21 protein-coding genes and 1 pseudogene are annotated in these 25056 nt (G+C 72.5%); 16 read left to right on the top strand and 6 right to left on the bottom strand.

Annotated elements, in window-relative coordinates; translation table 11 throughout:
* Positions 1-40 precede the first annotated feature (40 nt).
* The 3 genes from treS to glgX form a co-directional block, all read right to left on the bottom strand.
* Positions 41-1720, bottom strand: a complete 1680-nt coding sequence (treS, locus tag M1R94_RS05595; RefSeq protein ID WP_249380690.1) for a maltose alpha-D-glucosyltransferase — start codon at positions 1718-1720, stop codon at positions 41-43.
* 86 nt (positions 1721-1806) lie between these two features.
* A complete protein-coding gene (locus M1R94_RS05600) occupies positions 1807-3933 on the bottom strand; it encodes an alpha-1,4-glucan--maltose-1-phosphate maltosyltransferase (RefSeq protein WP_374109431.1) in 2127 nt (708 codons plus the stop codon).
* A gap of 70 nt (positions 3934-4003) precedes the next feature.
* Positions 4004-6232 (bottom strand): glycogen debranching protein GlgX, encoded by a 2229-nt coding sequence (glgX, locus tag M1R94_RS05605; RefSeq protein WP_249380691.1) that lies wholly within the window; start codon positions 6230-6232, stop codon positions 4004-4006.
* Between the two features lie 153 nt (positions 6233-6385).
* On the opposite strand from glgX, the gene M1R94_RS05610 reads away from it, so the two are divergent.
* Positions 6386-7174: an electron transfer flavoprotein subunit beta/FixA family protein gene (locus tag M1R94_RS05610; RefSeq protein ID WP_249380692.1), complete on the top strand. Its 789-nt coding sequence runs from the start codon at positions 6386-6388 to the stop codon at positions 7172-7174.
* A 24-nt stretch (positions 7175-7198) separates the two neighbouring features.
* Entirely contained in the window at positions 7199-8179 is a 981-nt protein-coding gene (locus tag M1R94_RS05615) for an electron transfer flavoprotein subunit alpha/FixB family protein (RefSeq protein WP_249380693.1), read from the top strand.
* Between the two features lie 67 nt (positions 8180-8246).
* Here the strand turns inward: M1R94_RS05615 and M1R94_RS05620 are convergent, their stop codons facing one another.
* Complete coding sequence (locus tag M1R94_RS05620; protein ID WP_249380694.1) at positions 8247-9224, bottom strand: phosphotransferase family protein; 978 nt, start codon at positions 9222-9224, stop codon at positions 8247-8249.
* Between the two features lie 39 nt (positions 9225-9263).
* Here M1R94_RS05620 and M1R94_RS05625 point away from each other — a divergent pair, with 39 nt between their 5' ends.
* The 13 genes from M1R94_RS05625 to M1R94_RS05685 all read left to right on the top strand — a co-directional run bounded on the left by M1R94_RS05625 (position 9264) and on the right by M1R94_RS05685 (position 22739).
* The gene (locus M1R94_RS05625; RefSeq protein ID WP_249380695.1) at positions 9264-10469 is read left to right on the top strand and encodes a cysteine desulfurase family protein; all 1206 of its coding nucleotides are present in this window, start codon (positions 9264-9266) and stop codon (positions 10467-10469) included.
* Positions 10470-10511: 42 nt separating this feature from the next.
* A complete protein-coding gene (mnmA, locus tag M1R94_RS05630) occupies positions 10512-11663 on the top strand; it encodes a tRNA 2-thiouridine(34) synthase MnmA (protein ID WP_249380696.1) in 1152 nt (383 codons plus the stop codon).
* A 7-nt stretch (positions 11664-11670) separates the two neighbouring features.
* Complete coding sequence (locus M1R94_RS05635; protein WP_249380697.1) at positions 11671-12711, top strand: uroporphyrinogen decarboxylase/cobalamine-independent methonine synthase family protein; 1041 nt, start codon at positions 11671-11673, stop codon at positions 12709-12711.
* A gap of 64 nt (positions 12712-12775) precedes the next feature.
* Positions 12776-15118, top strand: coding sequence for an NAD-dependent DNA ligase LigA (gene ligA / locus M1R94_RS05640; protein ID WP_308199877.1), 2343 nt, complete (start codon positions 12776-12778; stop codon positions 15116-15118).
* Positions 15115-16440 (top strand): GNAT family N-acetyltransferase, encoded by a 1326-nt coding sequence (locus M1R94_RS05645; RefSeq protein ID WP_249380698.1) that lies wholly within the window; start codon positions 15115-15117, stop codon positions 16438-16440. Before ligA ends, M1R94_RS05645 begins: the two co-directional genes overlap by 4 nt.
* Before the next feature lie 67 nt (positions 16441-16507).
* A complete protein-coding gene (locus M1R94_RS05650; RefSeq protein ID WP_249380699.1) occupies positions 16508-16954 on the top strand; it encodes a pilus assembly protein CpaE in 447 nt (148 codons plus the stop codon).
* Positions 16955-17002: 48 nt separating this feature from the next.
* Positions 17003-17299, top strand: a complete 297-nt coding sequence (gene gatC / locus M1R94_RS05655) for an Asp-tRNA(Asn)/Glu-tRNA(Gln) amidotransferase subunit GatC (RefSeq protein ID WP_249380700.1) — start codon at positions 17003-17005, stop codon at positions 17297-17299.
* Positions 17299-18882, top strand: a complete 1584-nt coding sequence (gatA, locus tag M1R94_RS05660; RefSeq protein ID WP_249380701.1) for an Asp-tRNA(Asn)/Glu-tRNA(Gln) amidotransferase subunit GatA — start codon at positions 17299-17301, stop codon at positions 18880-18882. The genes gatC and gatA overlap by 1 nt, the downstream gene beginning before the upstream one ends.
* Positions 18879-20390, top strand: a complete 1512-nt coding sequence (gene gatB, locus M1R94_RS05665) for an Asp-tRNA(Asn)/Glu-tRNA(Gln) amidotransferase subunit GatB (protein WP_249380702.1) — start codon at positions 18879-18881, stop codon at positions 20388-20390. The genes gatA and gatB overlap by 4 nt, the downstream gene beginning before the upstream one ends.
* A gap of 45 nt (positions 20391-20435) precedes the next feature.
* Positions 20436-21017: a GNAT family N-acetyltransferase gene (locus M1R94_RS05670; RefSeq protein WP_249380703.1), complete on the top strand. Its 582-nt coding sequence runs from the start codon at positions 20436-20438 to the stop codon at positions 21015-21017.
* 128 nt (positions 21018-21145) lie between these two features.
* On the top strand, positions 21146-21451 hold the full coding sequence (locus M1R94_RS05675) for a YidH family protein (RefSeq protein ID WP_249380704.1): 306 nt from the start codon (positions 21146-21148) through the stop codon (positions 21449-21451).
* Positions 21448-21780, top strand: coding sequence for a DUF202 domain-containing protein (locus M1R94_RS05680; RefSeq protein ID WP_249380705.1), 333 nt, complete (start codon positions 21448-21450; stop codon positions 21778-21780). The genes M1R94_RS05675 and M1R94_RS05680 overlap by 4 nt, the downstream gene beginning before the upstream one ends.
* A gap of 17 nt (positions 21781-21797) precedes the next feature.
* Positions 21798-22739, top strand: a complete 942-nt coding sequence (locus M1R94_RS05685; protein WP_249380706.1) for an NAD(P)-dependent oxidoreductase — start codon at positions 21798-21800, stop codon at positions 22737-22739.
* 73 nt (positions 22740-22812) lie between these two features.
* Here M1R94_RS05685 and M1R94_RS05690 read toward each other — a convergent pair whose 3' ends face one another.
* Entirely contained in the window at positions 22813-23817 is a 1005-nt protein-coding gene (locus M1R94_RS05690) for a LacI family DNA-binding transcriptional regulator (RefSeq protein WP_249380707.1), read from the bottom strand.
* A gap of 102 nt (positions 23818-23919) precedes the next feature.
* Between M1R94_RS05690 and M1R94_RS05695 the strand changes: the two are divergent.
* Positions 23920-24078, top strand: a pseudogene (locus M1R94_RS05695) (glycoside hydrolase family 3 C-terminal domain-containing protein); the annotation flags it as partial.
* Between the two features lie 120 nt (positions 24079-24198).
* On the opposite strand, the gene M1R94_RS05700 reads toward M1R94_RS05695, so the two are convergent.
* Positions 24199-25020, bottom strand: a complete 822-nt coding sequence (locus M1R94_RS05700; RefSeq protein WP_249380708.1) for a MerR family transcriptional regulator — start codon at positions 25018-25020, stop codon at positions 24199-24201.
* Positions 25021-25056 lie beyond the last annotated feature (36 nt).

Consider the following 25056-nt stretch of genomic DNA (forward strand, 5'->3'; position numbering starts at 1 on the left):
TTCGATCGCGGGCTGGGAGACCGTCGGACGTGCCGGTGGGTCAGGCCGAGGTCACCGTCAGCCAGAAGAAGTCCCGTGAGCCCAGTGTGACCACAAGCTCGCCGTTGCTGCTCACCGAGGGGAACGCCGCTCCGCCGAAGACGTCGTGCACCTGGTCGCCGGCGTTGTCGGGCAGCTGGATCGTCGCCGAGCGCGGTGTCGAGGCGAGGTTCGCCACGCACAGCACGGTCTCCTCGGGCGAGCGTCGCAGGTAGGCGAGCACGGCGTCGTTGTCGGCGCGCAGGGCCACGAACTCACCCGACCCGAAGACCGGGTGGCGGCGGCGGACCGCCAGCATCCCGTGGACCCAGTGCAGGAGCGAGGTCGGCTGGGCGAGCTGGGCCTCGACGTTGACGTTGTTGTAGTGGCTCACCAGCGACTGGACCAGTGGCAGGTACAGCTTGCCGGGGTCGGCGGTCGAGAAGCCGGCGTTGCGGTCCGGGGTCCACTGCATCGGGGTGCGCACCGAGTCACGGTCGGGCAGCCAGATGTTGTCGCCCATCCCGATCTCGTCGCCGTAGTACAGGCAGGGGCTGCCCGGCAGGGAGAGCAGGAGCGCGTGGGCGAGCTCGATCTCCGCGCGTGAGTTGTCGAGCAGCGGTGCGAGCCGACGCCGGATCCCCACGTTGGCGCGCATCCGCGGGTCGGGCGCGAACCACCCGTACATCGACGCACGCTCCTCGGTCGAGACCATCTCGAGCGTGAGCTCGTCGTGGTTGCGCAGGAAGGTGCTCCACTGCGCGCCGAGCGGGATCTCCGGGGTGTCAGCCAGGATGTCGAGGATCTGGTTGGCCCGCTGGTCCTTGACCGCGTAGTAGATCCGCGGCATGACCGGGAAGTGGAAGCACATGTGGCACTCGGGCTGCTCGGCCGTGCCGAAGTACGGCGCGACGTCCTCGGGCCACTGGTTGGCCTCGGCCAGCATGATGCGGCCCGGGAACTCCGTGTCGACCATCTCGCGCATGCTGCGCAGCAGCTCGTGGGTACGCGGCAGGTTCTCGCAGTTGGTGCCCTCCTCCTCGAACAGGTACGGCACGGCGTCGAGGCGGAAGCCGTCCACGCCGAGCCGCAGCCAGAACCGCGCGACGTCCATCATCGCGTCGCGGACCTGAGGGTTCTCGAAGTTCAGGTCGGGCTGGTGGGAGAAGAAGCGGTGCCAGAAGTACTGCCGGCGCACCGGGTCGAAGGTCCAGTTCGAGGTCTCGGTGTCCACGAAGATGATCCGCGCGTCCTCGTAGCGCGTGTTGTCGTCGCTCCACACGTAGAAGTCGCCGTACGGGCCCTCCGGGTCCGAGCGTGAGGCCTGGAACCACGGGTGCGCGTCACTGGTGTGGTTCATCACCAGGTCGATCACCAGGCGGATGCCGCGGGCGTGGGCCTCCTCGATGAGCTCGGCGAAGTCGTTGACCGTCCCGTACTGCGGGGCGATGGCGGTGTAGTCCGAGACGTCGTACCCGCCGTCGCGCAACGGCGAGGGGAAGAACGGCGGGAGCCAGAGGCAGTCGACACCCAGCCACTGCAGGTAGTCGAGCCGCTCGATCAGGCCCCGCAGGTCACCGGACCCGGCTCCGGTCGAGTCCGCGAAGCACCGGAGCATCACCTCGTAGAAGACAGCGGTCTTGTACCAGTCCGGGTCGTCGCTGAGACCACCGCCCACCACCGGCGACGGCAGAAGGGCCATGGGGTCGGGTCGTGGGGGGAGTGCGCGCGAGGGGTCCGGCGGGTGCTGACCCAGGACGGTCGGCTCGTGCGAGGGACGGTGGGTGGTCACAGGGTCCTCACGTGGATGATGTGGGCGCACTGGACCTGGGGGTCGAGACGCACGTAGGGGTGCGCACCCCACGCGTAGACCGCTCCGGAGAGCAGGTCGTGCGCGGCGAGGGCGGGGGCGTCAGGATCCACCGGGGCCGTGATGCCGAGCGCCTCGAGGTCGAGGTGCACGACCCCGTCCCGGGTGTGGTGCGGGTCGGTGCTCACCACCACGATCACGGTGTCCTCACGGCCGTCGACCGTCTGGGACGAGGTCACCCGTCGCGAGTAGCACAGGAGGGAGTCGTCGGTGGTCGGGTGGACCGTCAGACCCCGCAGGCGCTGCAGGGCCGGGTGCTCGCGGCGGATCGCGTTGAGCCGGGTGAGCAGGGTCGAGATGCCGATCTGGGGTGCCAGCGACCAGTCACGGGGCCGGAACTCGTACTTCTCGTTGTCGATCTGCTCCTCGGCGCCGGGTCGCGGCACGTCCTCGACGAGCTCGTAGCCCGAGTAGATGCCCCAGGTCGGAGCGCCGGTCGCAGCGAGCACCGCACGGATCGCGAACGCAGCGGCGCCGCCGGACTGCATGTACGGCGTGAGGATGTCGTGGGTGGTGGGCCACAGGCTGGGTCGCATGTACGCCGCAGCCTCGCCCGAGATCTCGGCGAAGTACGTGGCGAGCTCCTTCTTGGTGTTCCGCCAGGTGAAGTAGCTGTACGACTGGTGGAAGCCGATCTTCGCCAGGGTGTGCATCATCGCGGGACGGGTGAACGCCTCGGAGAGGAAGATCACGTCGGGGTGGGACGCGGCGACGTCGGCCAGGATCCGCTCCCAGAAGGTCAGTGGCTTGGTGTGGGGGTTGTCGACGCGGAACGCGGTGACGCCGTGGTCGATCCAGACCTGCAGCATGCGCCGCATCTCGAGGTAGATGCCCTCGGGGTCGTTGTCGAAGTTCAGGGGGTAGATGTCCTGGTACTTCTTGGGCGGGTTCTCGGCGTAGGCGATCGTCCCGTCGATGCGGGTGGTGAACCACTCCGGGTGCTCGGTCACCCAGGGGTGGTCGGGCGAGCACTGCAGCGCGACGTCCAGGGCGACCTCGAGGCCGAGGTCACGGGCCCGCGCCACGAACGCGTCGAAGTCCTCGAAGGTCCCCAGCTCGGGGTGGATCGCGTCGTGCCCGCCGTCGGCAGAACCGATCGCGTAGGGCGAGCCCGGGTCTCCGGGCTCGGTCTTCAAGGAGTTGTTCCGCCCCTTGCGATGGGTCGAGCCGATCGGGTGGATCGGCGTGAGGTAGACCACGTCGAAGCCCATCTCGGCGATGCCAGGCAGGCGCTCGGCGGCGGTGCGCAGGGTGCCCGAGGTCCATCGACCGGTCGCCTCGTCGAAGGTCGCCCCCTCCGAGCGGGGGAAGAACTCGTACCAGGAGCCGACCAGCGCCAGCTCGCGCTCGACCACCAGCGGATAGGTCTGCGAGGGCGAGACGTGCTCACGCACCGGGTGGTCGAGCAGTGCCGCCCGGACCTCCCCGGAGAGTCCAGCGGTCAGCCGGTCCTGGGGGGTCCGGTGGGTGTCCTCGAGCCCGGCGGCGGCGTCGGTCAGCACCCTGGCGACCTCGGCCGGCAGGCCCTCGCGGGCCGCGGCACGGCCCAGCAGCAGCGCGCCCTCGGCCAGCATCAGCTCGACGTCCACCCCGGCCTCGACCTTGATCGCCGCGTCGTGGCTCCACGTGCCGTACGGGTCGGACCAGCCCTCGACGCGCAGGCCCCAGGTCCCGGTCGAGTCGGGGATCAGGTCTGCCCGGTGGCTGTCGAGCCCTGCGTTGACCACGTCCATACGGACGACCGTGTGATCGGTCCCGTCGGGGGCGACCAGGACGGCAGTGGCCGCCACGGCGTCGTGACCCTCGCGGAAGACCGTCGCCAGGACGGGTACCGCCTCGCCGACGACGGCCTTCGCGGGCCAGCGACCGCACTCCACGACGGGACCGACGCCGACGACAGGGATGCGTCCGAGCCCGGAGGGACGTGGGCCGGGCAGGGAGGGCACGGGTTCGTGCCGGGTGGATCCGGTCGGGGCGGGGTGGCTGGTCGGTGCCCCGGTGGTGGCGGTCGGAGGGCGCGGCGGGGTGGAGGGCGTCTGCGTCACTGTCCGAACCTACCGACCCCAGGGCCAGGACGGCACCTGGACACGGTCCCGCCGGCCTGTGGTCGGGGGCTCACCGGTTGACGTAGACCCGCAGCGAGAGCGGGTCGACGGTCACGGACGAGCCCACCGCAGGGTGCGTCCCGTTGCCGTTGCCGTTGCTGGTGGCCAGCGCGGCACGGTCGGCCGGGTTCTCCCACGTGCTGTCCCAGACGAGCTCCCAGCCACCGCCCGGACCGCCCGCGACCACCACGTCGACGGTGTCCAGTGCTCCGTTGATCACCAGCAGCACCGCCGACCCGTCGCGCGCGGTCCGGATCATCTGGAGGGTCCGGACACCGGGGTCGTGCCACAGACCGTGGTCGAGCTCGGCGCCCTCGGCCGTGCGCCAGTCGAGGTCGGGGCACTGGGCGACGGGCTCGCCCGCGTGCCCGGCCGCAGGGGTCCGGGGGCGTCCGCGGTAGAAGTGCGTGGCCCGCAGCGCGGGGTGCTCGCGACGCAGCCTGAGCAGGTGGGTGGTCGTGGCGAGCAGGTCCTCGCGCCACGGCGAGAGGTCCCACTGGAGCCAGGAGAGGTCGCTGTCCTGGCAGTACGCGTTGTTGTTGCCGAGCTGCGTGCGCCCGATCTCGTCCCCCGCCGTGATCATCGGCGTGCCGGCCGCGAGCAGGAGCGTCCCGAGCAGGTTCCGGATCGAGCGGCGGCGCAGCGGCAGGATCTCCATCCCGACGGACGTCGCGGCCACGGGCCCCTCGATGCCGTGGTTCCAGGACCGGTTGTCGTTGGTCCCGTCCCGGTTCTGCTCACCGTTGGCCTCGTTGTGCTTGTGCTCGTAGGCCACGAGGTCGGCGAGGGTGAACCCGTCGTGCGCCGTCACGTAGTTGACCGAGGCCCCCGGTCCCCGCATCAGCGGCGGGTCGCCGTGACCGAAGAGGTCCGCCGAGCCGGCCAGGCGGGTCGCGAGCTCACGGACGCCGTGCCCTGCGCGGCCGTGGGCCGCCTCGGCAGGGTCGGTGAGCCAGAAGGTGCGGACCGCGTTGCGGAACCGGTCGTTCCACTCGGCCATGGGCGGGGGGAAGGAGCCGGTCTGCCACCCGCCGGGCCCGACGTCCCACGGCTCGGCGATCAGCTTGCGGTCGCCCAGGACGGGGTCGCAGCGCAGCGCGACCAGGAAGGGGTGGTCCTGGTCGAAGCCGCCGTTGCCACGCCCGAGGGTCACCGCGAGGTCGAAGCGGAAACCGTCGATGCCGACCTCCTGCGCCCAGTAGCGCAGCGAGTCCAACGCCATCTGCACCACCCGTGGCCGGCGGAAGTCGAGCGTGTTCCCGCAGCCCGTGACATCGGCGAACCGGGCCGGCGAGCTGCCGTCGTGCAGGTAGTAGACCGTGCTGTCCAGCCCGCGCCAGCTCAGGTGGGGTCCGTCGGTGCCCCCCTCGCAGGTGTGGTTGTAGACGACGTCGAGGATCACCTCGATCCCTGCCGCGTGCAGCAGCCGGACCATGCCCTTGACCTCGGCCAGGACGGCCTGCGCCCCGTCGCGGCGAGCCTGCTCGGTGGCGTACGCCGCGTGCGGGGCGAAGAAGCCGAGCGTGTTGTAGCCCCAGTAGTTGACCAGGCCGCGTCGCACCAGGTGAGGCTCGCTCGCCGAGGCGTGGAAGGGCAGCAGCTCGAGACTGGTGACGCCCAGCGACCGCAGGTGATCGATCGTCGCGGGGTGGGCGAGCCCGGCGTAGGTGCCTCGCAGGTGCTCGGGCACGCCGGGCAGGCGCTGCGTCAGCCCTCGCACGTGGGCCTCGTAGATCACGGTCTGCGACCACGGCACGTCGGGCCGGTCGACCGCGGGGGCGTCGAAGCGGTCGTCGATGACGACGCCGTGCGGCACATGGGCGCGTGAGTCGCTGGTGTCAGGCTCGGGCGAGTCGCCCAGGACCCTGCCCTCGGCGTCGAGACGGTGCCCGTGGGCCTCCTGCCCCAGCACGACCTCGCCCTCCACGCCCCGCGCGTAGGGGTCCAGGAGCAGCTTGTGAGGGTTGTAGCGCGTGCCCTGCCGGGGGTCCCAGAGTCCGTGCGCGCGGAAGCCGTACCGTTGGCCCGCGTGCAGGCCGGGGACGAAGGCGTGCCACACACCGAAGGACGGTCCGCCCAGGGGGATGCGACGCTCGGACCAGCCGTCCTGCGAGGTGGGGTCGCGGTCGAGCAGGCACAGCTCGACGGCCTCCGCATGGGACGCGAGCACAGCGACGTCCGCGCCGCCGTCGACCAGGTGGACGCCGAGGCGGTGGGGTGCGCGGGGTGTGGCGGTCACGAGCAACCAGTCTGGACCACGTCTCGTGCACGAAGGTGCACGCACCCCCGTAGAGCGGGTGATCTGCGGGTGAACCCGGTCACGTCGTGCCCGCCGCGCGCGGACGGGTAACCTTCGCCCGACGGCGGCTGCCGAGGAGAGAGAGACGTCCTGATGAGAATCGTGGTGTGCGTCAAGCACGTTCCGGACCTGCAGGCCGAGCGGGCCTTCACCGAGCAGGGCTGGGTCGACCGCACCCAGGGGGACGGGACCCTCAACGAGCTCGACGAGAACGCCGTCGAAGCCGCTCTCGCGGTCGCCGAGGAGCTCGGCGGTGAGGTCACGGTGCTGACGGTGGGTCCTCAGGACGCCGAGGACGCCGTGCGCCGTGGCCTGCAGATGGGGGCCGACCACGCCGTCCACGTCCTGGACGACGCGATCGCCGGATCGGATGCGTTCGGCACGGCGGCCGTGCTCGCCGCAGCCCTGCGGGCGCTCGCAGGGCAGGAACCGGTCGACCTCGTGATCACCGGCATGGCGGCCCTGGACGGTCTGATGTCGGTCGTGCCGACCCTCGTGGCCGCCGAGCTCGGCATCGCCCAGCTCACGCTGGCGGCCGAGCTCACGGTCACCGAGGGGAGCGTGCGGGTGCGGCGCGAGCTCGACCACGCGACCGAGGTGCTCGAGGCCCCGCTGCCCGCGCTGGTCAGCGTCACCGACCAGTCGAACCAGCCCCGCTACCCCAACTTCAAGGGGATCATGGCGGCTCGCAAGAAGCCGGTGACGACCTGGTCCCTCGACAACCTCGGGGTGGACCCGCAGCGGGTCGGCGCCGCCGGCGCACGCACCCGTGTGGTCGAGGCCACGCCGCGTCCGCCGCGGGAGAACCGCGTGCTCGTCACCGACGACGGCGAGGCGGGCGTGCAGCTCGCCGCGTACCTCGTCGAGAACCGCCTCGTCTGACCGCCCGTCCGAACTGGAGACCTCATGACGATCTCGACCGCCCCGGCGGACAGCACCATCCTCGTCCTCGTCGACCACACCGGTGGGACGGTCCGACCCCCGGTGCTCGAGCTCCTGACCCTGGCGCGCTCGATCGGGCGGGCCGAGGCGCTGTGGATCGGTGACGGCGTCGAGCCCGTGCTGGACACCCTCGCAGCGCACGGGGCGTCCACGGTGCACCGGGCGCCCGCTGACGCCCGCGGCCTCGTCCCGACGGTCGCCGGCACGGTCGCCGCTGTCGTCGAGCGCACGGGGGCGCAGGTGGTGCTGCTCTCCTCGACCTTCGAGAACAAGGAGATCGCTGCGCGCGTCGCGCTGGCCACCCAGGCCGCGCTGGTGGTCGACGCCGCGGGGGTCGAGCGTGTCGAGGGCCGCCTGGTCACGACGCAGGCGGCGTTCGCCGGCACGTGGACGTTGCGCGGGGAGGTGACGACCGACCGCGCGGTCGTCGCCGTCAAGCCCAACGCCGTCCCGGCCCTCGCCGTCGACGGCGCCGCTCGCCCGGACGTCGTCGAGCACCCCGCGGTGCCGACGCAGGCCGGTCCCGACGTCACCCTGGTCGAGAGGGTCGAGCGAGCGGCGTCCGGGCGCCCCGAGCTCGGTGAGGCGCAGGCGGTCGTGGTCGGTGGTCGTGGCACCAACGGTGACTTCAGCGCGGTCGAGGATCTCGCCGACGCGCTGGGGGCCGCGGTCGGCGCGACCCGGGTCGCCACCGATGAGGGGTGGATCGGTCACGAGGCGCAGATCGGCCAGACCGGGGTGACCGTCTCCCCACGGCTCTACGTGGGGGCAGGGGTCTCGGGGGCGGTGCACCACCGCGGGGGGATGCAGTCCTCGGGCACCATCGTGGCGGTCAACTCCGATCCTGAGTCGCCCATCTTCGAGATCGCCGACTACGGGATCGTCGGTGACCTGTTCACCGTGCTGCCGCAGGCTGCCGCAGAGATCCGTCGCCTGCGGGGCTGACCGGCGAGCTGGCGTCGTCGCCCGCTCACGCCGCGGCGTGACCTGGGGTCGCCCGCTCGACGAGCCGTCAGAACCGACGGAGCCAGTCGAGTGCCGCCATGCCCTGCGCGAGCTGGAACGTCCGCAGGTTGGGGATCCCCTGCGGGGGCGGCTGGACCGAGCCGTGCACGAAGAAGGAGGTCACGCCCGCGAGGACCGCACGCACGGACTCGCGGTCGGCGCCGTGGGCGTTGGGGTGCTTCCAGAAGATCTCGTGCGGATCGCCCCCGCCCTGCATCGCGACGCTGGGCAGCATGGCCAGCAGGTCGTACCAGGCGACCCCGTGGCCGCAGGCGTGCGGCCAGTCGATCAGCCAGACGTGCCGAGGCCCGAGCAGCACGTTGTCACCGCGCAGGTCCCCGTGGACGAGCGTGTCCCCGGCAGCGGCCAGAGCCCCACCCTCCGCCCAGGTGACCAGGTCGTCGAGGTGCTCGAGCATCCAGCCACCGTGCTCGCCGACCGCCGCGACCGCCCGCTCGAGGTCGGCCGGCGCGTCGGCGAGACGTCGCCACCCGGCGAAGCTGTCCGAGAGGGTGCGGCTGAGGGCTCGCAGGCCGGGTGGGGACGGGCTGCCGGCCTCGGCGAGGTCGACCAGGGCCTCGAGCACCCGGTCCAGGTCCTGGCCCCGCCAGGGACGCTCGGGAGAGCGGCCCTCGACCGCCTCGAACCCGAGAAGGACCCACGCACCGTCGTCGTCGGACCACAGCAGCCGGGGGGCCGGCACGCCGTCGGGCAGCCGCTCGGCGACCCTGATCTCGGAACGCGCGAGGTTGGGCGAGTCGGGGTTCTGCTCGGGCGAGACCGCCTTGACGAACACCCGGGTGCCGTCGCCGAGCTCGAGCACGGCCGCGTACCCCGGGCTGAAGCCGTTCGTCGCGCCGGTCTCCGAGATCACCTCGGCACCGGCGATGTCGGCGATGCGGGCCCGGACCGCGCGGGGCAGGTCCGCCCAGCCCAGACGGGATCCGCCGAAGGCGTGCGGGCTGGCCTGCTCGACTGACGTCACGGCAGGGATTCTGCCAGCACCTTCGTAGACTCCTGCGCTGTGACGTCATATCTCGACCACGCGGCAACCACACCCATGGGTCGACGTGCCCTGGAGGCGATGGTCGCCGAGCTCGGTCGCACCGGGAACGCCTCGTCGTTGCACGGGGCCGGACGAGCCGCACGACGGGTGGTCGAGGAGTCGCGAGAGGTCGTCGCCGCTCGGCTCGGGGCACGGCCCAGCGAGGTGGTGCTGACCTCGGGGGGCACGGAGGCGGACAACCTCGCGGTCAAGGGCCTGTTCTGGGCGCGGAGCGCCGCTGACCCGCGTCGACGTCGGGTCCTGGTCTCGGGGGGCGAGCACCACGCGGTGCTCGACCCCGCGGTCTGGCTCGGGGGCGAGGGTGCCGAGGTCGTGCTGCTGCCGGTCGACGGTTGCGGCCGGCTGGACCTCGACGCGCTCTCGGCCGAGCTCGACGAGCACGGCGACGAGGTCGCCCTGCTGAGCGTGATGTGGGCGAACAACGAGGTAGGGACGGTGCAGCCGGTCGAGCAGGTCGTCGCGCTCGCACGGGCCCACGGTGTCCCGGTGCACTGCGACGCCGTGCAGGCCGTGGGCCAGCTACCGGTCGACTTCGCCGCGAGCGGTCTGGACGCGATGACCGTCTCGGCCCACAAGGTGGGTGGGCCGGTGGGTGTCGGCGCGCTGCTGGCGCGTCGTGGGCTCGACCTCACCCCCGTGCTGCACGGCGGTGGCCAGGAGCGCGGCGTGCGGTCGGGGACCCTGGACGTGCCCTCGGTCCGTGCCTTCGCGGTCGCGCTCGAGGAGGCGGTGGACCTCCAGCCGACCGAGTCGGTGAGGTTGGCGGTCCTGCGCGACCGCCTGGTCCAGGGCATCAGGGAGCGCGTCGAGGGTGCGGTCCTGCGAGGCCCCGAGGTGCTCGGCGCTACGCCGGAGGACGGCCGGACCGCCGCCCGGCTGCCCGCGAACGCGCACCTGACCTTCAACGGCTGCGAGGGTGACTCGCTGCTGTACCTGCTCGACTCGCGCGGTGTGCAGTGCTCGACCGGCTCAGCCTGCCGCGCAGGTGTTCCCCAGCCCTCGCACGTGCTGCTGGCCATGGGGGTCGAACCGCTCGACGCGCGCGGGGCGCTGCGGTTCTCGCTGGGCCGAGCCTCAGGAGACCAGGACGTCGCGGCTGTGCTGGAGGTGCTCCCGGAGGTCGTGGACAGGGCGCGGGCAGCGGGTCTGTCCGGTGTCCGCTGAGAGGTGACCGTCCCAGCGTCTGCCGGGCCGTACCCTGAGCGCATGCGTGTTCTGGCTGCCCTCTCGGGGGGCGTGGACTCCGCCGTGGCAGCCGCCCGGGCGGTCGACGCGGGGCACGACGTCGTCGGCGTCCACATGGCACTGTCGCGCAACCGGGACGAGTTCCGTACCGGGTCGCGAGGGTGCTGCTCGATCGAGGACGCTGGTGACGCGCGACGCGCCGCCGACGTCCTGGGGATCCCGTACTACGTGTGGGACCTCTCGGACCGGTTCGAGGAGACCGTCGTCGCGGACTTCCTGTCCGAGTACGCCGCCGGACGAACCCCGAACCCGTGCGTGAGGTGCAACGAGCACATCAAGTTCGAGGCCCTGCTCGACAAGGGCGTCGCCCTCGGGTTCGACGCGGTCTGCACCGGCCACTACGCGCGGATCGAGACCGGAGCTCAGGTCGACGGCTCCTCGACCGCCGGTCCCGGCGAGGTCCGGGGCGGGGTGCGTCGCGAGCTGCACCGGGCCAACGACTCGGCCAAGGACCAGTCCTACGTGCTCGCCGTGATGGGCCCGGACAGGCTGGCCCGGGCGATGTTCCCGCTGGGCGAGGCGCCCTCCAAGGACGAGGTCAGGGCCGAGGCCGCCGCGCGTGGGCTCGGTGTCTCGGACAAGCCCGACTCGTACGACATCTGCTTCGTCGCGGACGGGGACACCCAGGGCTTCCTGCGTGAGCGTCTCGGGACCCGGCCCGGCGACGTCGTCGACACCGAGGGCACCGTCGTGGGGGCGCACGACGGCGCGTACGCGTACACGGTCGGTCAGCGCAAGGGCCTGGCCCTGGGGCGCCCCGCACCCGACGGCCGACCGCGCTACGTGCTCGACGTGAGGCCGGCGACCAACACCGTCGTGGTCGGCGCGGCCGAGCTGCTGACCGTCACGGCTCTGCAGGCCGACCGTGCGGTGTGGTTCGTCCCGGTGGTGAGCAGCGACGAGGGGTGGTTCGGCTGCTCGGTCCAGGTGCGGGCTCACGGCACGCCCGTCCCGGCTCACGCCCGTGCGGTGAGCGGTGCGCAGGGTCCGACCTCGGGGGTCGAGGTCCGTCTCGACGAGGGTCTGCGTGGGGTCGCCCCGGGGCAGTCCGTCGTCCTGTACGACGGGACGCGGGTCCTGGGCCAGGCGACGCTCACGGCGTCGTCCCGGTGAGCCCCGCATGACCGGTGTCAGCCTGCTCGGCCCCTGGCCGGGCCGTGACGTCCTGGACGCGCAGTCACGGATGCTGGGCGAGCTGTCGGCGGTTCCCGAGGGCGTGGTGGGCCTGCCGGCCGTGGTCCAGCTGCCGGGTCGTGGTCCGGGAGCCGAGACGGTGGGTCGTACGGCCGCCCTGCTCACCGAGATGCCCGTCGAGCAGGGGCCGCACGGCTGGCAGCTCGCCGACCGTCCCGGCATGGACCTGAGCCGCAGCCGGGCGCTCCTGCGCGAGGACCTCGAGTCCCTGGCCGTCGCCGGCCACGGCTACACCGGGCCGCTGGTCGTCACGCTGCGCGGGCCCTGGACGCTCGCCGCGGTGCTCTACCTGGCCCGTGGTGATCGGGTGCTGAGCGACGTCGGCGCCGTGCGGGAGCTCACCGGTTCGCTCGCGGACGGCCTCCAGGGTCTGCTGGACTCGGTGCGTGGGGCGGTGCCTGGCGCGCAGATCACCGTCGTCCTGCGCGAACCCATGCTGCCCGACGTGCTGGGCGGCACGATCGCGACGTTCTCGGGCCACGGGAGGATCGCTGCCGCCCCGCGCGAGGTCGTCGCCGCGGGACTCGCGGAGGTCGTCGCGGCCGCGCGGGCAGGTGGTGCGGTCACCGTCGTGGCACACGGGGGGTCCCGGTTCGCCTCGCGGTCGCTGCGCGCCCTGGTGGACAGCGGTGCCGATGCGATCGGCCTCGCAGTGGCCTCGGTCCGGGGCCCGCAGTGGGAGCAGGTTGCCGAGGTGGTCGAGGGTGGCCGGCGGATGTGGTTCGGGCTGCCTCGCGAGCCGCACGGGAAGCGCACGGACGTCGGCCGGTTCGCCTCGTTGGTGACCCGCCCGTGGCGGACCGTCGGGATGCCCGCCGCGGCGCTGGACGACGTGGTCGTCCACGTCGAGGCCTCGAGCAGCGTCGCCGGTGGTGACCTGGTGCTGAGCACCCCGCAGCAGGTGCATACGGCCCTGGCCACCGCGGTGCGGGTCGCCGCAGAGATCGCCGAACGAGCCCACGCCTGACCCCGGGGTCCCGACCGCACGACCGGGCAGGCGCGGTGTCGGCGCGAGGCGTCATGATGTCCCGGTGAGCGAGGCACCCCTGGACCCGGCAGACCGTGATCTCGACGAGGACGCGGCGCGTCACCGCTGGTCGATGCTCGCCGAGGAGGTCCGCGACCACCAGTTCGCCTACTACGTGCGCGACGCCCCTCGGGTGAGCGACGCCGAGTACGACGCCCTGCTGCGTCGGCTCAGCGCCCTCGAGGACCACTACGAGCGCTACGGCCTGCGAACCCCCCAGTCGCCCACCCAGCTGGTCGGCGGGACCTTCTCGACCGACTTCGAGGCCGTCGACCACGTCGAGCGCATGCTGAGCCTGGACAACGCGTTCTCGGCGCAGGACGTCACCGCATGGGCCGAACGGGTCCGGCGGGACCTCGACGTCGCGGCGCAGGGCCTGCACTACCTGTGCGAGCTGAAGATCGACGGCCTGGCCATCGCCCTGCTCTACGAGCGCGGACGGCTCGTGCGGGCGGCGACGCGCGGCGACGGGCGTACCGGCGAGGACGTCACGCTCAACGTCCGGACCATCACCGGCATCCCGCACGTCCTGGCGGGCGAGGACCACCCCGAGCTGATCGAGGTGCGCGGTGAGGTCTTCCTCCCGATCGAGGGCTTCACGGCGCTCAACGCCGCGCAGGTCGCGGCGGGGAAGGCTCCCTTCGCCAACCCGCGCAACGCTGCGGCCGGCTCCTTGCGCCAGAAGGACCCGCGGGTCACCGCGTCCCGCCCGTTGCGCATGTACTGCCACGGCGTGGGGGCGCTGCGGTGGTCCGGTCACGACGCTGCCACCGCGCGGCAGTCGGAGACCTACCGGCTGCTCGCGGCGTGGGGGCTGCCCGTCTCGTCGCACACCAGGGTCCTGGCCGACCTCTCCGAGGTGCAGGCGATGATCGACCACTTCGGTGAGCACCGGCACGACGTCGAGCACGAGATCGACGGGATCGTGATCAAGGTCGACGAGACGGCCCTCCAGCGCCGGCTCGGCGCCACGAGCCGGTCACCGCGCTGGGCGGTGGCCTACAAGTACCCGCCCGAGGAGGTCAACACACGGCTCCTCGAGATCCGCGTCAACGTGGGTCGTACCGGCCGCGTGACACCGTACGCGGTGATGGAGCCGGTCAAGGTGGCCGGCTCCACCGTGACGATGGCCACGCTGCACAACCAGGACGTCGTGCGCGCCAAGGGCGTGCGCATCGGTGACGTCGTGGTGCTGCGCAAGGCGGGCGACGTCATCCCCGAGATCGTCGGGCCGGTCGCGGCGCTGTCGGAGGACGGCTACCCACGTCAGGACTGGGAGATGCCGACGCAGTGCCCGGACTGCGGCGCGACCCTGCGCGCGATGCGGGCCGGTGAGGTCGACCTGCGCTGTCCGAACGCCCGGACCTGTCCCGCGCAGGTGCGCGGGAGGGTCGAGCACATCGGGTCACGGGGCGCGCTCGACATCGAGGCGCTCGGCGAGGTCACCGCAGCTGCGCTCACCGAACCGGAGGTGCCCGAGGCACCACCGGTCCCCAACGAGGCCTACCTGTTCGACCTCGTCGGGTACGCGGCGGACGATCCGCAGGAGGCCAAGGACGCGGTGCGGGAGGCGAGCCTGGAACGCCTCGCCGAGGTCGAGGTGATCGTGCGTGACCCCGAGACGGGCGAGCCGCGCGCCGACGAGGACGGTGTGGTCCGGCGCCGGACCCCGTTCCGTCGGCGCGTCACGTACCCGAAGGCGGTGCGGGAGAAGGCCCTGCAGGAGGGTCGCGTGCTGCGCGACTGGCAACCGTCCGAGGCCGCCCGCACGCTGCTGGACGAGCTGGACCTGGCCAAGGACAAGCCGCTGTGGAGGGTGCTCGTGGCGTTGAGCATCCGGAACGTGGGGCCTACCGCTGCGCGTGCGCTCGCCCAGCACTTCGGTGCCATGGCCGAGCTGCGCGGCACCCTCCTCGACCGTGAGGCGGCGGTGGTCGAGCTGTCCTCCGTGGACGGCGTGGGCCCGACGATCGCGGAGTCGATCGTCGACTGGTTCAGCGAGGACTGGCACGCGCAGGTCGTCGACCGGTGGGCGCAGGCCGGTGTGCGGATGGCCGACGAGCGTGACACCTCGATCAGCCGCACGCTCGAGGGCCTCACGGTCGTCGTGACGGGCTCGCTCGACGGCTACTCCCGGGACGGCGCCAAGGAGGCGATCATCGTGCGTGGCGGCAAGGCCGCCGGCAGCGTCTCCAAGAAGACCGACTTCGTCGTGGTGGGGGAGAACGCCGGATCCAAGCACGACAAGGCGGTCGAGCTGGGCCTGCGGATCCTGGACGAGGCGGGCTTCACCCGGCTGCTCGAACGCGGCCCCGACGGCCTCGCCGTGACGCCGGACGGGACGTGACCCTCGAGATCCGGCGGGCTCGACCGGAGGACCTCGACCGGGTCGGTGACCTGACGGCCCACGCCTACCTGGCCGACGACCTCATCAGCCCGGGGCACGAGTACCTCGACGAGCTGCACGACGCGGCCGGCCGAGCCGGAGCCGCGGTGGTCCTGGTGGCCGTCGAGGGCGAGCGGTTGCTGGGCACCATCACGCTGACGGCGTACGGCTCGACGTACGCCGAGGTCGCGCGACCGGACGAGCTCGAGCTGCGGATGCTCGCGGTCGACCCGGCCGCGCGGGGCCGTGGCGTGGGTGAGGCCCTGACCCGCGCCGCGGTGCACGAAGGACGGGCCACCTCGGCGCTGCGGGTCGTCCTGTCCACCATGACGACGATGCGTGCGGCTCAGCGCATGTACGAGCGCATCGGCTTCGACCGGGCGCCGGACCTCGACTGGACGGTCGGGGAGCACGAGATGCTCGGCTACTCGATCGAGCTCCGCTCCGGCCCGGGTGCGCCGTCGGTCGACGACGAGGTCGCGACCTGGCCTCCGCTCGAGGTGGCCGAGGTCGGGGGGTGGCGGGTCGGGATCTCGGGAGGGTTCACGCGGCGGGGCAACAGCGTCGTCGCCTCGGCCGAGCCGCGCGACGTCGACCAGGCCCTGACCGTGGTCGAGGCGTTGTACCGGGCCCGGGGTCTGCCGGCGGTCTACCGGGTGTGTCCGGCCACCCGACCCGTCGACCTGGACCGGAGTCTCGCGCGGCGGGGCTACGCCCTCGTCGCGCCCACCCGGGTGCTCGGCGTGGGCGTGGACGAGGTGCTGGACCGCGGACCTGCGTCCGGGCTGGCTCCACGCCTCGAGGTGGCCGACAGACCTGACGACCGCTGGCTGCGCACCTGGCTCGCGGTCAAGACCGGCCCGGGGCCGGTCCCGGCGCAGGCACGACGGCCCTCGGACCAGCTCGACCTCGCACGGCGGCTCCTCGGAGGTGCCCCGGGCGTCTACCTCGGCGCGTGGGTCGATGCGGACCTGGTGGGAGTGGCCCGGGTCGCGCGTGCGGGCCGATGGGCAGGGCTGGCCTGCATGACCGTCGTCCCGCACGCCCGGCGCCGTGGGGTCGCCCGGTGGCTGAGCCTCGCAGCGTTCGACGCCGCGCGGGAGCTGGGCGCCGACCGCGTGTTCCTGCAGGTCGAGGAGTCGAACACCGCAGCCCGGTCGTTGTACGCGAGCCTCGGGCTGGTCGAGGTGTCGCGCTACCACTACCGCGAGCGACCGATGGCCGGTGAGCACCGGACCGACGCGCCCGACGGTCCGCCAGGGCCCGAGGCACACCGGACCTGAGACCGTGCTGAGGGGATGATCGTCGCCCTGGATGGCCCCCGGGTCACCGGTCGCGGACACTGGGGGGATGATCTCCACCCATCTCGCGACCCGACTGCGTGAGGCAGGCCTGCGATGGCGGCCTGCCGCGGGGGACCGGTTCGTGATCCCCCAGCCCGAGCTCGACGGCGAGGTCTTCACCCTCAGCGAGATGACCATCGAGGCCCACGAGTACCCCACCGGCACGGTGCTGGGGTTCAACGGCACCACCGAGTGGGCGCTGGACTCGGTCGACAAGGAGGACGCGCTGTGGTTGCCCCGGGAGGACCAGCTCCGCGAGCTGCTGGGCGGCACCTTCGTCTCGTTGGGCGTGCAGGACGGGGCGGACGACGGTGCGGGCCGCCGGTACGCGGTCAGGGTGCGCACCACGCAGGGCCCGGAGCGGACGTTCACCGCGAGCTCGGCGGCTGACGCCTACGCGGGGGCGCTGCTCGCCCTGGTCGAGCACGCCGTGGGAGCGTCGCCCCAGGGGTGAGCCGGTGCCTCGCGGCCCACGTGTGAGGCGCCCACTAGACTCGCGGCCATGTCCACCATCTCCCGCGAGGAGGTCGCGCGCCTGGCCGCCCTGGCCCGGATCGACCTCACCGAGTCCGAGCTGAACCGTCTGGCGGGTGAGCTCGACGTGATCGTCGAGTCCGTCGCGAAGGTCAGCGAGATCGCGACGGCCGACGTGCCGGCGACCAGTCACCCCATGCCGCTGACCAACGTGTACCGCGAGGACGTGCCGACCGAGCCGCTCCCGGTGCAGGACGTGCTCGCCGGCGCCCCGGCTGCCGCGGGTGGTCGGTTCCTCGTCCCGCAGATCCTCGAGGAGGACTGATGACCGCCCAGACCCCGGCCGCCGGGCGCACCGGCGACCTGACCCGTCGGAGCGCGGCCGACCTCGCCGCCGCCCTGCGGGCCGGGGAGGTCACCAGCGTCGAGGTCACCCAGGCGCACCTGGACCGGATCGCCGCGGTCGACGGCGCCGTCCACGCTTTCCTGCACGTCTCGGCCGACGACGCCCTGGCGACCGCGCGCGACGTGGACGCACGTCGTGCCGCCGGCGAGGACCTGCACCCGCTGGCCGGCGTGCCGATCGCCGTGAAGGACGTCGTGGTGACCAAGGGTCTGCCGACGACCGCGGGCTCGAAGATCCTCGAGGGCTGGGTCCCGCCCTACGACGCGACCCTGGTCGAGCGGCTCCGCGCCGCGGGCATGCCGATCCTGGGCAAGACCAACATGGACGAGTTCGCGATGGGCTCCTCGACCGAGCACTCGGCCTACGGCAACACCCACAACCCGTGGGACCTGGATCGGATCCCGGGGGGCTCGGGTGGGGGCAGCGCCGCTGCCGTCGCCTCCTTCCAGGCCCCGCTCGCGATCGGCACCGACACGGGTGGCTCGATCCGTCAGCCGGGTGCCGTGACCGGGACGGTCGGGGTCAAGCCGACCTACGGCGGGGTGTCGCGCTACGGGTTGATCGCCCTGGCCTCGAGCCTGGACCAGGCGGGGCCGGTGACCAGGACGGTGCTGGACTCGGCGCTGCTCCACGAGGTGATCGGCGGGCACGACCCGCGCGACTCGACCTCGCTGACCGACCCGTTGCCCGACCTGGTCGCCGCGGCACGTGCGGGCCAGGGGGGCGACCTGACCGGTGTGCGTGTCGGCATCGTCGACGAGCTCAACGGCGAGGGCTACCAGGAGGGTGTGCGCGCGCGGTTCGACGAGTCGATCGCGCTGCTGGCCGCGGCCGGTGCGGAGGTCGTGCACGTCTCGTGCCCGCACTTCGACTACGCCCTGGCGGCGTACTACCTCATCCTGCCGAGCGAGGCCTCGAGCAACCTCGCGAAGTTCGACGGCATGCGCTTCGGCCTGCGGGTGGTGCCCACCGAGGGCAGCATCACCGCCGAGCGGGTCATGGGCGCCACGCGCGGGCAGGGCTTCGGCGACGAGGTCAAGCGCCGGATCATCCTGGGGACCTACGCGCTGTCGGCGGGCTACTACGACGCCTACTACGGCAGCGCGCAGAAGGTCCGGACGTTGATCCAGCAGGACTTCGCTGCCGCGTTCGAGCAGGTCGACGTCCTGGTCTCGCCCACGGCCCCCACCACGGCCTTCCGGTTGGGTGAGAAGCTCGACGACCCGATCGCGATGTACCTCAACGACATCGCCACGATCCCGGCCAACCTCGCCGGGATCCCCGGGATGTCGGTGCCCAACGGCGTGTCCGACGACGGCCTCCCGGTCGGCTTCCAGATCCTGGCGCCGGCCCGTGCCGACGACCGCCTCTACCGGGTGGGTGCAGCACTCGAGGCGCTGCTCGAGAAGCAGTGGGGCGGCCCGTTGCTCGACCGTGCACCCGAGCTGGTGGCCGGGCACGAACCGACCCATGCGCTCCAGACCGAGGGGACCCCCCGATGAGCACCGCGACCACGACCCTGGTGGACTACGACGAGGCGGTGGCCCGCTTCGACCCGGTCATCGGCATCGAGGTGCACGTCGAGCTCGGGACCCGCAGCAAGATGTTCTGCTCGGCACCGACCGAGTTCGGGGCCGAGCCCAACACCCAGGTGACCCCGGTCTCCCTCGGGCTGCCCGGGGCGCTGCCGGTGCTCAACCGGACGGCCGTCGAGTCGGCCATCAAGATCGGGTTGGCACTGAACTGCCAGATCGCCGAGGTCTGCCGGTTCGCCCGGAAGAACTACTTCTACCCCGACGTCCCGAAGAACTTCCAGACCTCCCAGTACGACGAGCCCATCGCCTTCGACGGCTACCTCGACGTGGACCTCGAGGACGGCACCGTGGTCCGCGTCGAGATCGAGCGGGCCCACATGGAGGAGGACGCCGGGAAGAACACCCACGTGGGTGGGGCGACCGGTCGCATCCACGGCGCGGAGTACTCGCTGGTCGACTACAACCGGGCCGGGATCCCGCTGGTGGAGATCGTCACGCGGCCGATCACCGGCCTCGGCGACCGTGCACCCGAGGTCGCCCGCGCCTACGTCCAGGCGTTGCGTGACATCTTCCGTGCCCTGGACGTCTCCGAGGCACGCATGGAGCGGGGCAACGTCCGTGCCGACGTCAACCTCTCGCTGCGGGCGACCCCCGAGTCGCCTCTGGGCACCCGGACCGAGACCAAGAACGTCAACAGCTTCCGTTCCATCGAGCGCGCGGTGCGCTACGAGGTGTCTCGGCAGGCCGCGGTGCTCGACGCCGGGGGCACGGTGATCCAGGAGACCCGTCACTGGCACGAGGACACCGGGACCACGACGTCGGGCCGGGTCAAGTCCGACGCCGAGGACTACCGCTACTTCCCCGAGCCCGACCTCGTCCCGGTCGCGCCGAGCCGGGAGTGGGTCGAGGAGATCCGTGCGACCCTGCCCGAGTCCCCGCCGATCCGGCGGCGGCGGCTGCAGGCAGAGTGGGGCTACGCGGACGCCGAGATGCGTGACGTGGTCAACGCCGGTGCCGTCGAGCTCATCGAGGCGACGATCGTGGCGGGTGCGGCCGCCACGGCCGCCCGCAAGTGGTGGATGGGCGAGCTGGCCCGCACCGCCAACACCGAGGGCGTGGAGCTGGCCGAGCTGCCGGTGACCCCCGAGCAGATCGGTGAGCTCCAGCGACTCGTGGACTCCGGTCGCATCAACGACAAGCTCGCCAGGCAGGTTCTGGCGGGTGTCCTGGCCGGTGAGGGCTCTCCGGCCGAGGTGGTCGCCTCGCGCGGCCTGGAGGTGGTCTCCGACGACGGCGCTCTCCTGGCCGCGGTCGACGAGGCGCTCGCCGCTCAGCCTGACATCGCCGCCAAGGTCCGGGGTGGCAACCTCGGACCGGTCGGCGCGATCATCGGTGCGGTGATGAAGGCCACACGGGGCCAGGCCGATGCGGGTCGCGTGCGTGAGCTGGTGCTGGAGCGCATCGCTCAGGACTGACCCCACAGGCTCGCCGGCGACCAGCTCGCCCGGAGAAGGAGTTCCATGGACAAGCCCACACTCACCGGAGAGCTGGTCGTGCTGCGGCCGGTCCGTGCCGACGACGCCGACGGGATGTGGGATCTCGTCAGTGATCGTGAGGGCATGCGGCTGCACGGCACCACCACGACCTTCTCCCGCGAGGAGATCGACCGGTGGTGCGCCACGGTCGGCGACCGTGCTGACCGGATCGACCTGGCGATCACCCACGACTCCGACGAGTACCTCGGGGAGATCGTCCTGAACGAGCTGGACCACCACTCGGCACGCGCCAACCTGCGGCTCGTCCTGCGCCCGCGTCATCGGGGGCGCGGTCTGGGCGGTGAGGCGATCTCGCTGGTGCTCGGGTACGCCTTCGGCGAACCGCCCGAGGGGCTGGGTCTGCACCGGGTCTCCCTGAACGTGCTGAGCATCAACCCGCGCGCGCGCATGCTCTACGAGGGACACGGCTTCGTGGTCGAGGGGCGACTGCGCGAGAGCCACCGTGACGGTGACTTCTGGTGCGACGACATCGTCATGGGTGTCCTGGAGGACGACTTCCGAGCGAGCCACGCCGCCGTCGAGGCGACCCGCCCGCCCGCGCCGTGACAGAGCCTGCGGGCTCGGGGGGCGGGGCCGGTGACCACGGTCCCGACGGGGCGCCGCGGCAGGACGGTCCCCGACGACGGCCGCGTGCCGTCTACGCCGTCGGGAGCGAGCCGGACCCGAGGTTCAGCATGGCCAACGAGCGGACCGCCCTGGCCTGGGTCCGCACGGGTCTGGCGCTGGTCGCCGGTGGCCTGGCGCTGACCTCGCTCGCCTCCGTGGCAGCGCTCGGCTCGTTCCTGGACCTGGTCGCGGCGGGGCTGTGCCTGCTCGGCGGGGTGGTCGCGGTCGGGGCCCTGGCGTCGTGGCGGCGGACCGAGCGCGCTCTGCGGCTGGGCCGACCCCTGCCTGCGCCGCTCCTTCTGCCCGTGCTGGTCGGGTGCGTCGTTCTCCTCGCGATCGTCCTGGCGGTGCACGCCGGGCTCGAGGCACGGTGAGTCGATCACCGGGGGAGGTCACCCGGCCCGGACATCCCCTGGCCGCAGATCCTGGGCTTCAGGTCGAGCGCACCGTCCTGGCGTGGCGTCGGACGGCCCTGGCCGTGACCGGCGTCGCCATGGTCTGGGTCCTGGGCTGGGTGGGGCGGGGGGCGACGCCGTGGGTGATCGCGGGCCTGGCGCCGGTCCTGGTCGCGGTCGGTCCGGCAGTGGTTCGTCCGGCGTCGCCAGCCGTGGGGCCCTGGTCCTGGATGGTCCGCACCGTGCTCGCCACGGCGTGGCTGGCAGGACTCGGGGCGATCGGCGCAGCGCTCGCGGCGAGCGGCTGACGCGGGAGGATGGTCCGGTGCTGACGGTGACCCTCGCCCACCCCGAGCTGATCGACGCCGTCGTGCGCGACGGGTGGGGGCCCGCGTCGGTCCGGGTCGTGCAGTGGGACCTGCGGTCCGCGCTGCCGTGCGGCACGGACCCCGCGGAGGTGGACGTGGTGGTGGTGCCCAACTACCTGGTGGACGCGACCGGGCTGCGTGCGCTGCACGGTCTGCCGAGCCTGCGGGTGGTCCAGCTGCCCAGCGCGGGCTTCGAGCACGCGTTGGCGCACCTGCCCGCCGGGGTGACGCTGTGCAACGGCCGTGGCGTGCACGACGCCGGCACGGCCGAGCTCGCGGTGGGGTTGGTGCTCGCCTCGCAGCGGGGCATCGACGATGCGGTCCGCGCCATGCCCGAGGGGCGTTGGTCTCCTGTGCTCCGTCGGTCGCTGGCCGACAGGAGGGTCATGGTCCTGGGGCACGGCTCGATCGGGTCGGCGATCGGGCGGCGGCTCGCGGCGTTCGAGGTCGACGTGGTGCGGGTCGCGCGGACGGCCCGGACGTCACCCGACGGGCCGGTGCACGCCGTCGACGACCTGCCGGGGCTGCTCCCCACGGTGGACGTGGTGGTGGTCGTCGTGCCGTTGACCCCGCAGACGACGCACCTCGTGGACGCCCGCTTCCTGGCGGCGCTGCCCGACGGCGCCCTGCTGGTCAACGTTGCCAGGGGCAAGGTCGTCGACACGGCGGCGCTCCTCGTCGAGCTGGGCAGCGGCCGGCTGCGTGCGGCGCTGGACGTGACCGACCCAGAGCCCTTGCCACCGGAGCATCCCCTGTGGCGTGCACCGCATCTCGTCCTCACGCCGCACGTGGGTGGGCTGACCGACGCGACCACCCCGCGGCTCGCGGCGCTCGTGAGGCGTCAGGTCGAGGCCTTGGTCGCGGGCGACGAGCCGTTGAACGTCGTGGCCCGGACCTGACCTGTCGGCCCGGTGCTGGACCTGACCCTTCGGCCCGGTGCCGCCCCGGACCCGTCGGTCAGGTCGGGTGCGGTCAGATCGCGCGGCAGGAGCCGCGGTCGACCAGCGCCGTGGGGAGCCGGACGTGGGTGCCCGGGTCGACGGTCCCGTTCATCAGCCCGATGAGCAGGTCGATCCCGCGCGAGCCCATCTCCTGGATGGGTTGGCTGATCGTCGTCAGCGGTGGTTGGGTCAGCGCCGACTCGGGGACGTTGTCGAAGCCGATCACCGACAGGTCTTCCGGGACGCTCAGGCCAAGAGCGGCGGCGGCGCGCATCGTGCTGATCGCGGACAGGTCGTTGGCCGCGAAGATCGCTGTCGGGCGCTGCTCGAGGTTCAGCAGCTCGGTCGCTGGGCCGAGGGCAGACTCGACCCGGTAGCCACCGAGCCGCACCAGCGTCGGGTCGAGCGGGATGCCGGCTGCCTCGAGTGCGGTGCGGTATCCCTGCTCGCGCAGCCGGGAGGACTCGAGGTCGGGTCGGCCGCTCAGGAAGCCGATGCGGCGGTGACCCAGCCGCAGCAGGTGCTCCACCGCCAGGATGGCGCCGGTGAGGTTGTCGGAGTCGACCGTGGGGAGCCCGGTCGGCCCGGTGTGCGGGTCGATCGCGACGACCGGGATGTTGCTGTCGGCGTCCACGACCGTCGGTGTGACCAGGATCGCGCCGTCGATCAGGGTGCCGCTCAGACGCGAGAGGTAGCGGCGCTCCCACCCGACGTTGCCCCCGGGTCGCCCGCCACCGGAGTAGGCGAGCAGCTCGTAGCCGGTCCCGGCGATCGCTGCCGAGGTGCCCTTGAGGATCTCGGTGCTGAACGGCTCGAACTCGGCGACCAGGATGCCGATCACGTTCGTGCGGTGGCTGCGCAGGCTGCGGGCCACGAGGCTCGACTCGTAGCCGAGGTCGTCGATGACCTCCTGCACCCGGCTGAAGGTTGCGGCCGCGACTCCGTAACGGCCGTTGATGACCTTGGACACCGTGGCGACCGAGACGCCGGCGGTGCGGGCGACGTCACCGATCGTGACTCTTCCGGACGGTTGCACGAGGGGAGTGTATCGGATCGATAACGTTATCGATATCGTTTGACACGTGATCGCGAGCGCCGCGTACTGTGCGGACCGGGACTGGGCGCTGCGAGAGGGTGCGCCGCGGTCGTGCAGGCCTTCCTCCCGGGCGAGGAGGGCGGCCCGGCGATCGCCGGTGTCCTCGGTGGTCGGGTCAACCCTTCCGGGCGCCAGACGGTGAGCCTGCCACGGTCGGCGGGCTCTCAGCCCTGCTCGTACCGGCACCCGCGGCTGACCGGGACCGAGGTGCTTCACCCGGTCTGAGAACACAGGACACCCGGTCTCCCGCACCCGAGGGAGGTGCCGGAGACCGGGCCCTTCCACCACGCCGCAGCCGTGCGACGCCGTGCGAGGTCGTCCTCAGGGTCGATCGGCGGCCGCGAGCCGGTGGGTCGCGAAGTGGTCGATCGCCTCGCACAGGTACGCCGCGAGCCCGGGGGCGTAGGCGTCGTAGGTCGCGGTGAACCGCGGGTCGTCGACGTACATCCGGCCCAGACCGCGGTAGGACTCGGCGTCGGGCGTCCAGAACAGGGCGATCTGGGCGTGATGACGCTCGAGTAGCCCCTGGACCCGGGTGTCCTCGACCGGGACCCGCGCGGCCATGAGCGCGGCGAGGCCTCGGCCGATCTCGGCCGACTCCTCGTGGAAGGCGCTCTGGCCGTCGTGGCCCATCCGCTCCCACGCCGCCGTGCTGCGGTCCACGGCCGTGGTGCCCCAGCGCTCGCGCGCCTCGGTGTCGTACTGGCTGTTGTCGAACCCTGCGTAGAGGTCCTTCGCTGCCATGTCGTGCCCCCCTTCCAGGGACTCAAGGGTGCGGGCGACGGTCCTGGCGAGACGGTCGAAGCGGTCCCGCTCGGCCACCAGACGGGCATGGTGCTCGCGCAGGACCGCGGCCCGGTGCGCTGCAGCACCCTGGGCCCCGTTCGGCGCGGTCGCCGCCGCGTCGAGGATCTCGGCGATCGTGCTCAGCGGGACGTCGAGCTCCCGCAGCACCAGGACCTGCTGCAGCCGCAGCAGCTCCTCGTGGCCGTAGAGCCGTCGTCCTCCCGCGGCGACGCCGAGCGGGACGAGCAGCCCGATCGCGTCGTAGTGCCGCAGGGTGCGTGAGGTGACTCCCGAGAGCCGGGACACCTCGTCGATCGCCCAGGTCCGGGTCGGTCGGTGCACCAGGTCCTCGACCATGTGACCTCACCTCCGTGCCTGCCGACGGCGGGCCTT

It is taken from the genome of Actinotalea alkalitolerans (assembly GCF_023369855.1).
Lineage (GTDB): Bacteria > Actinomycetota > Actinomycetes > Actinomycetales > Cellulomonadaceae > Actinotalea.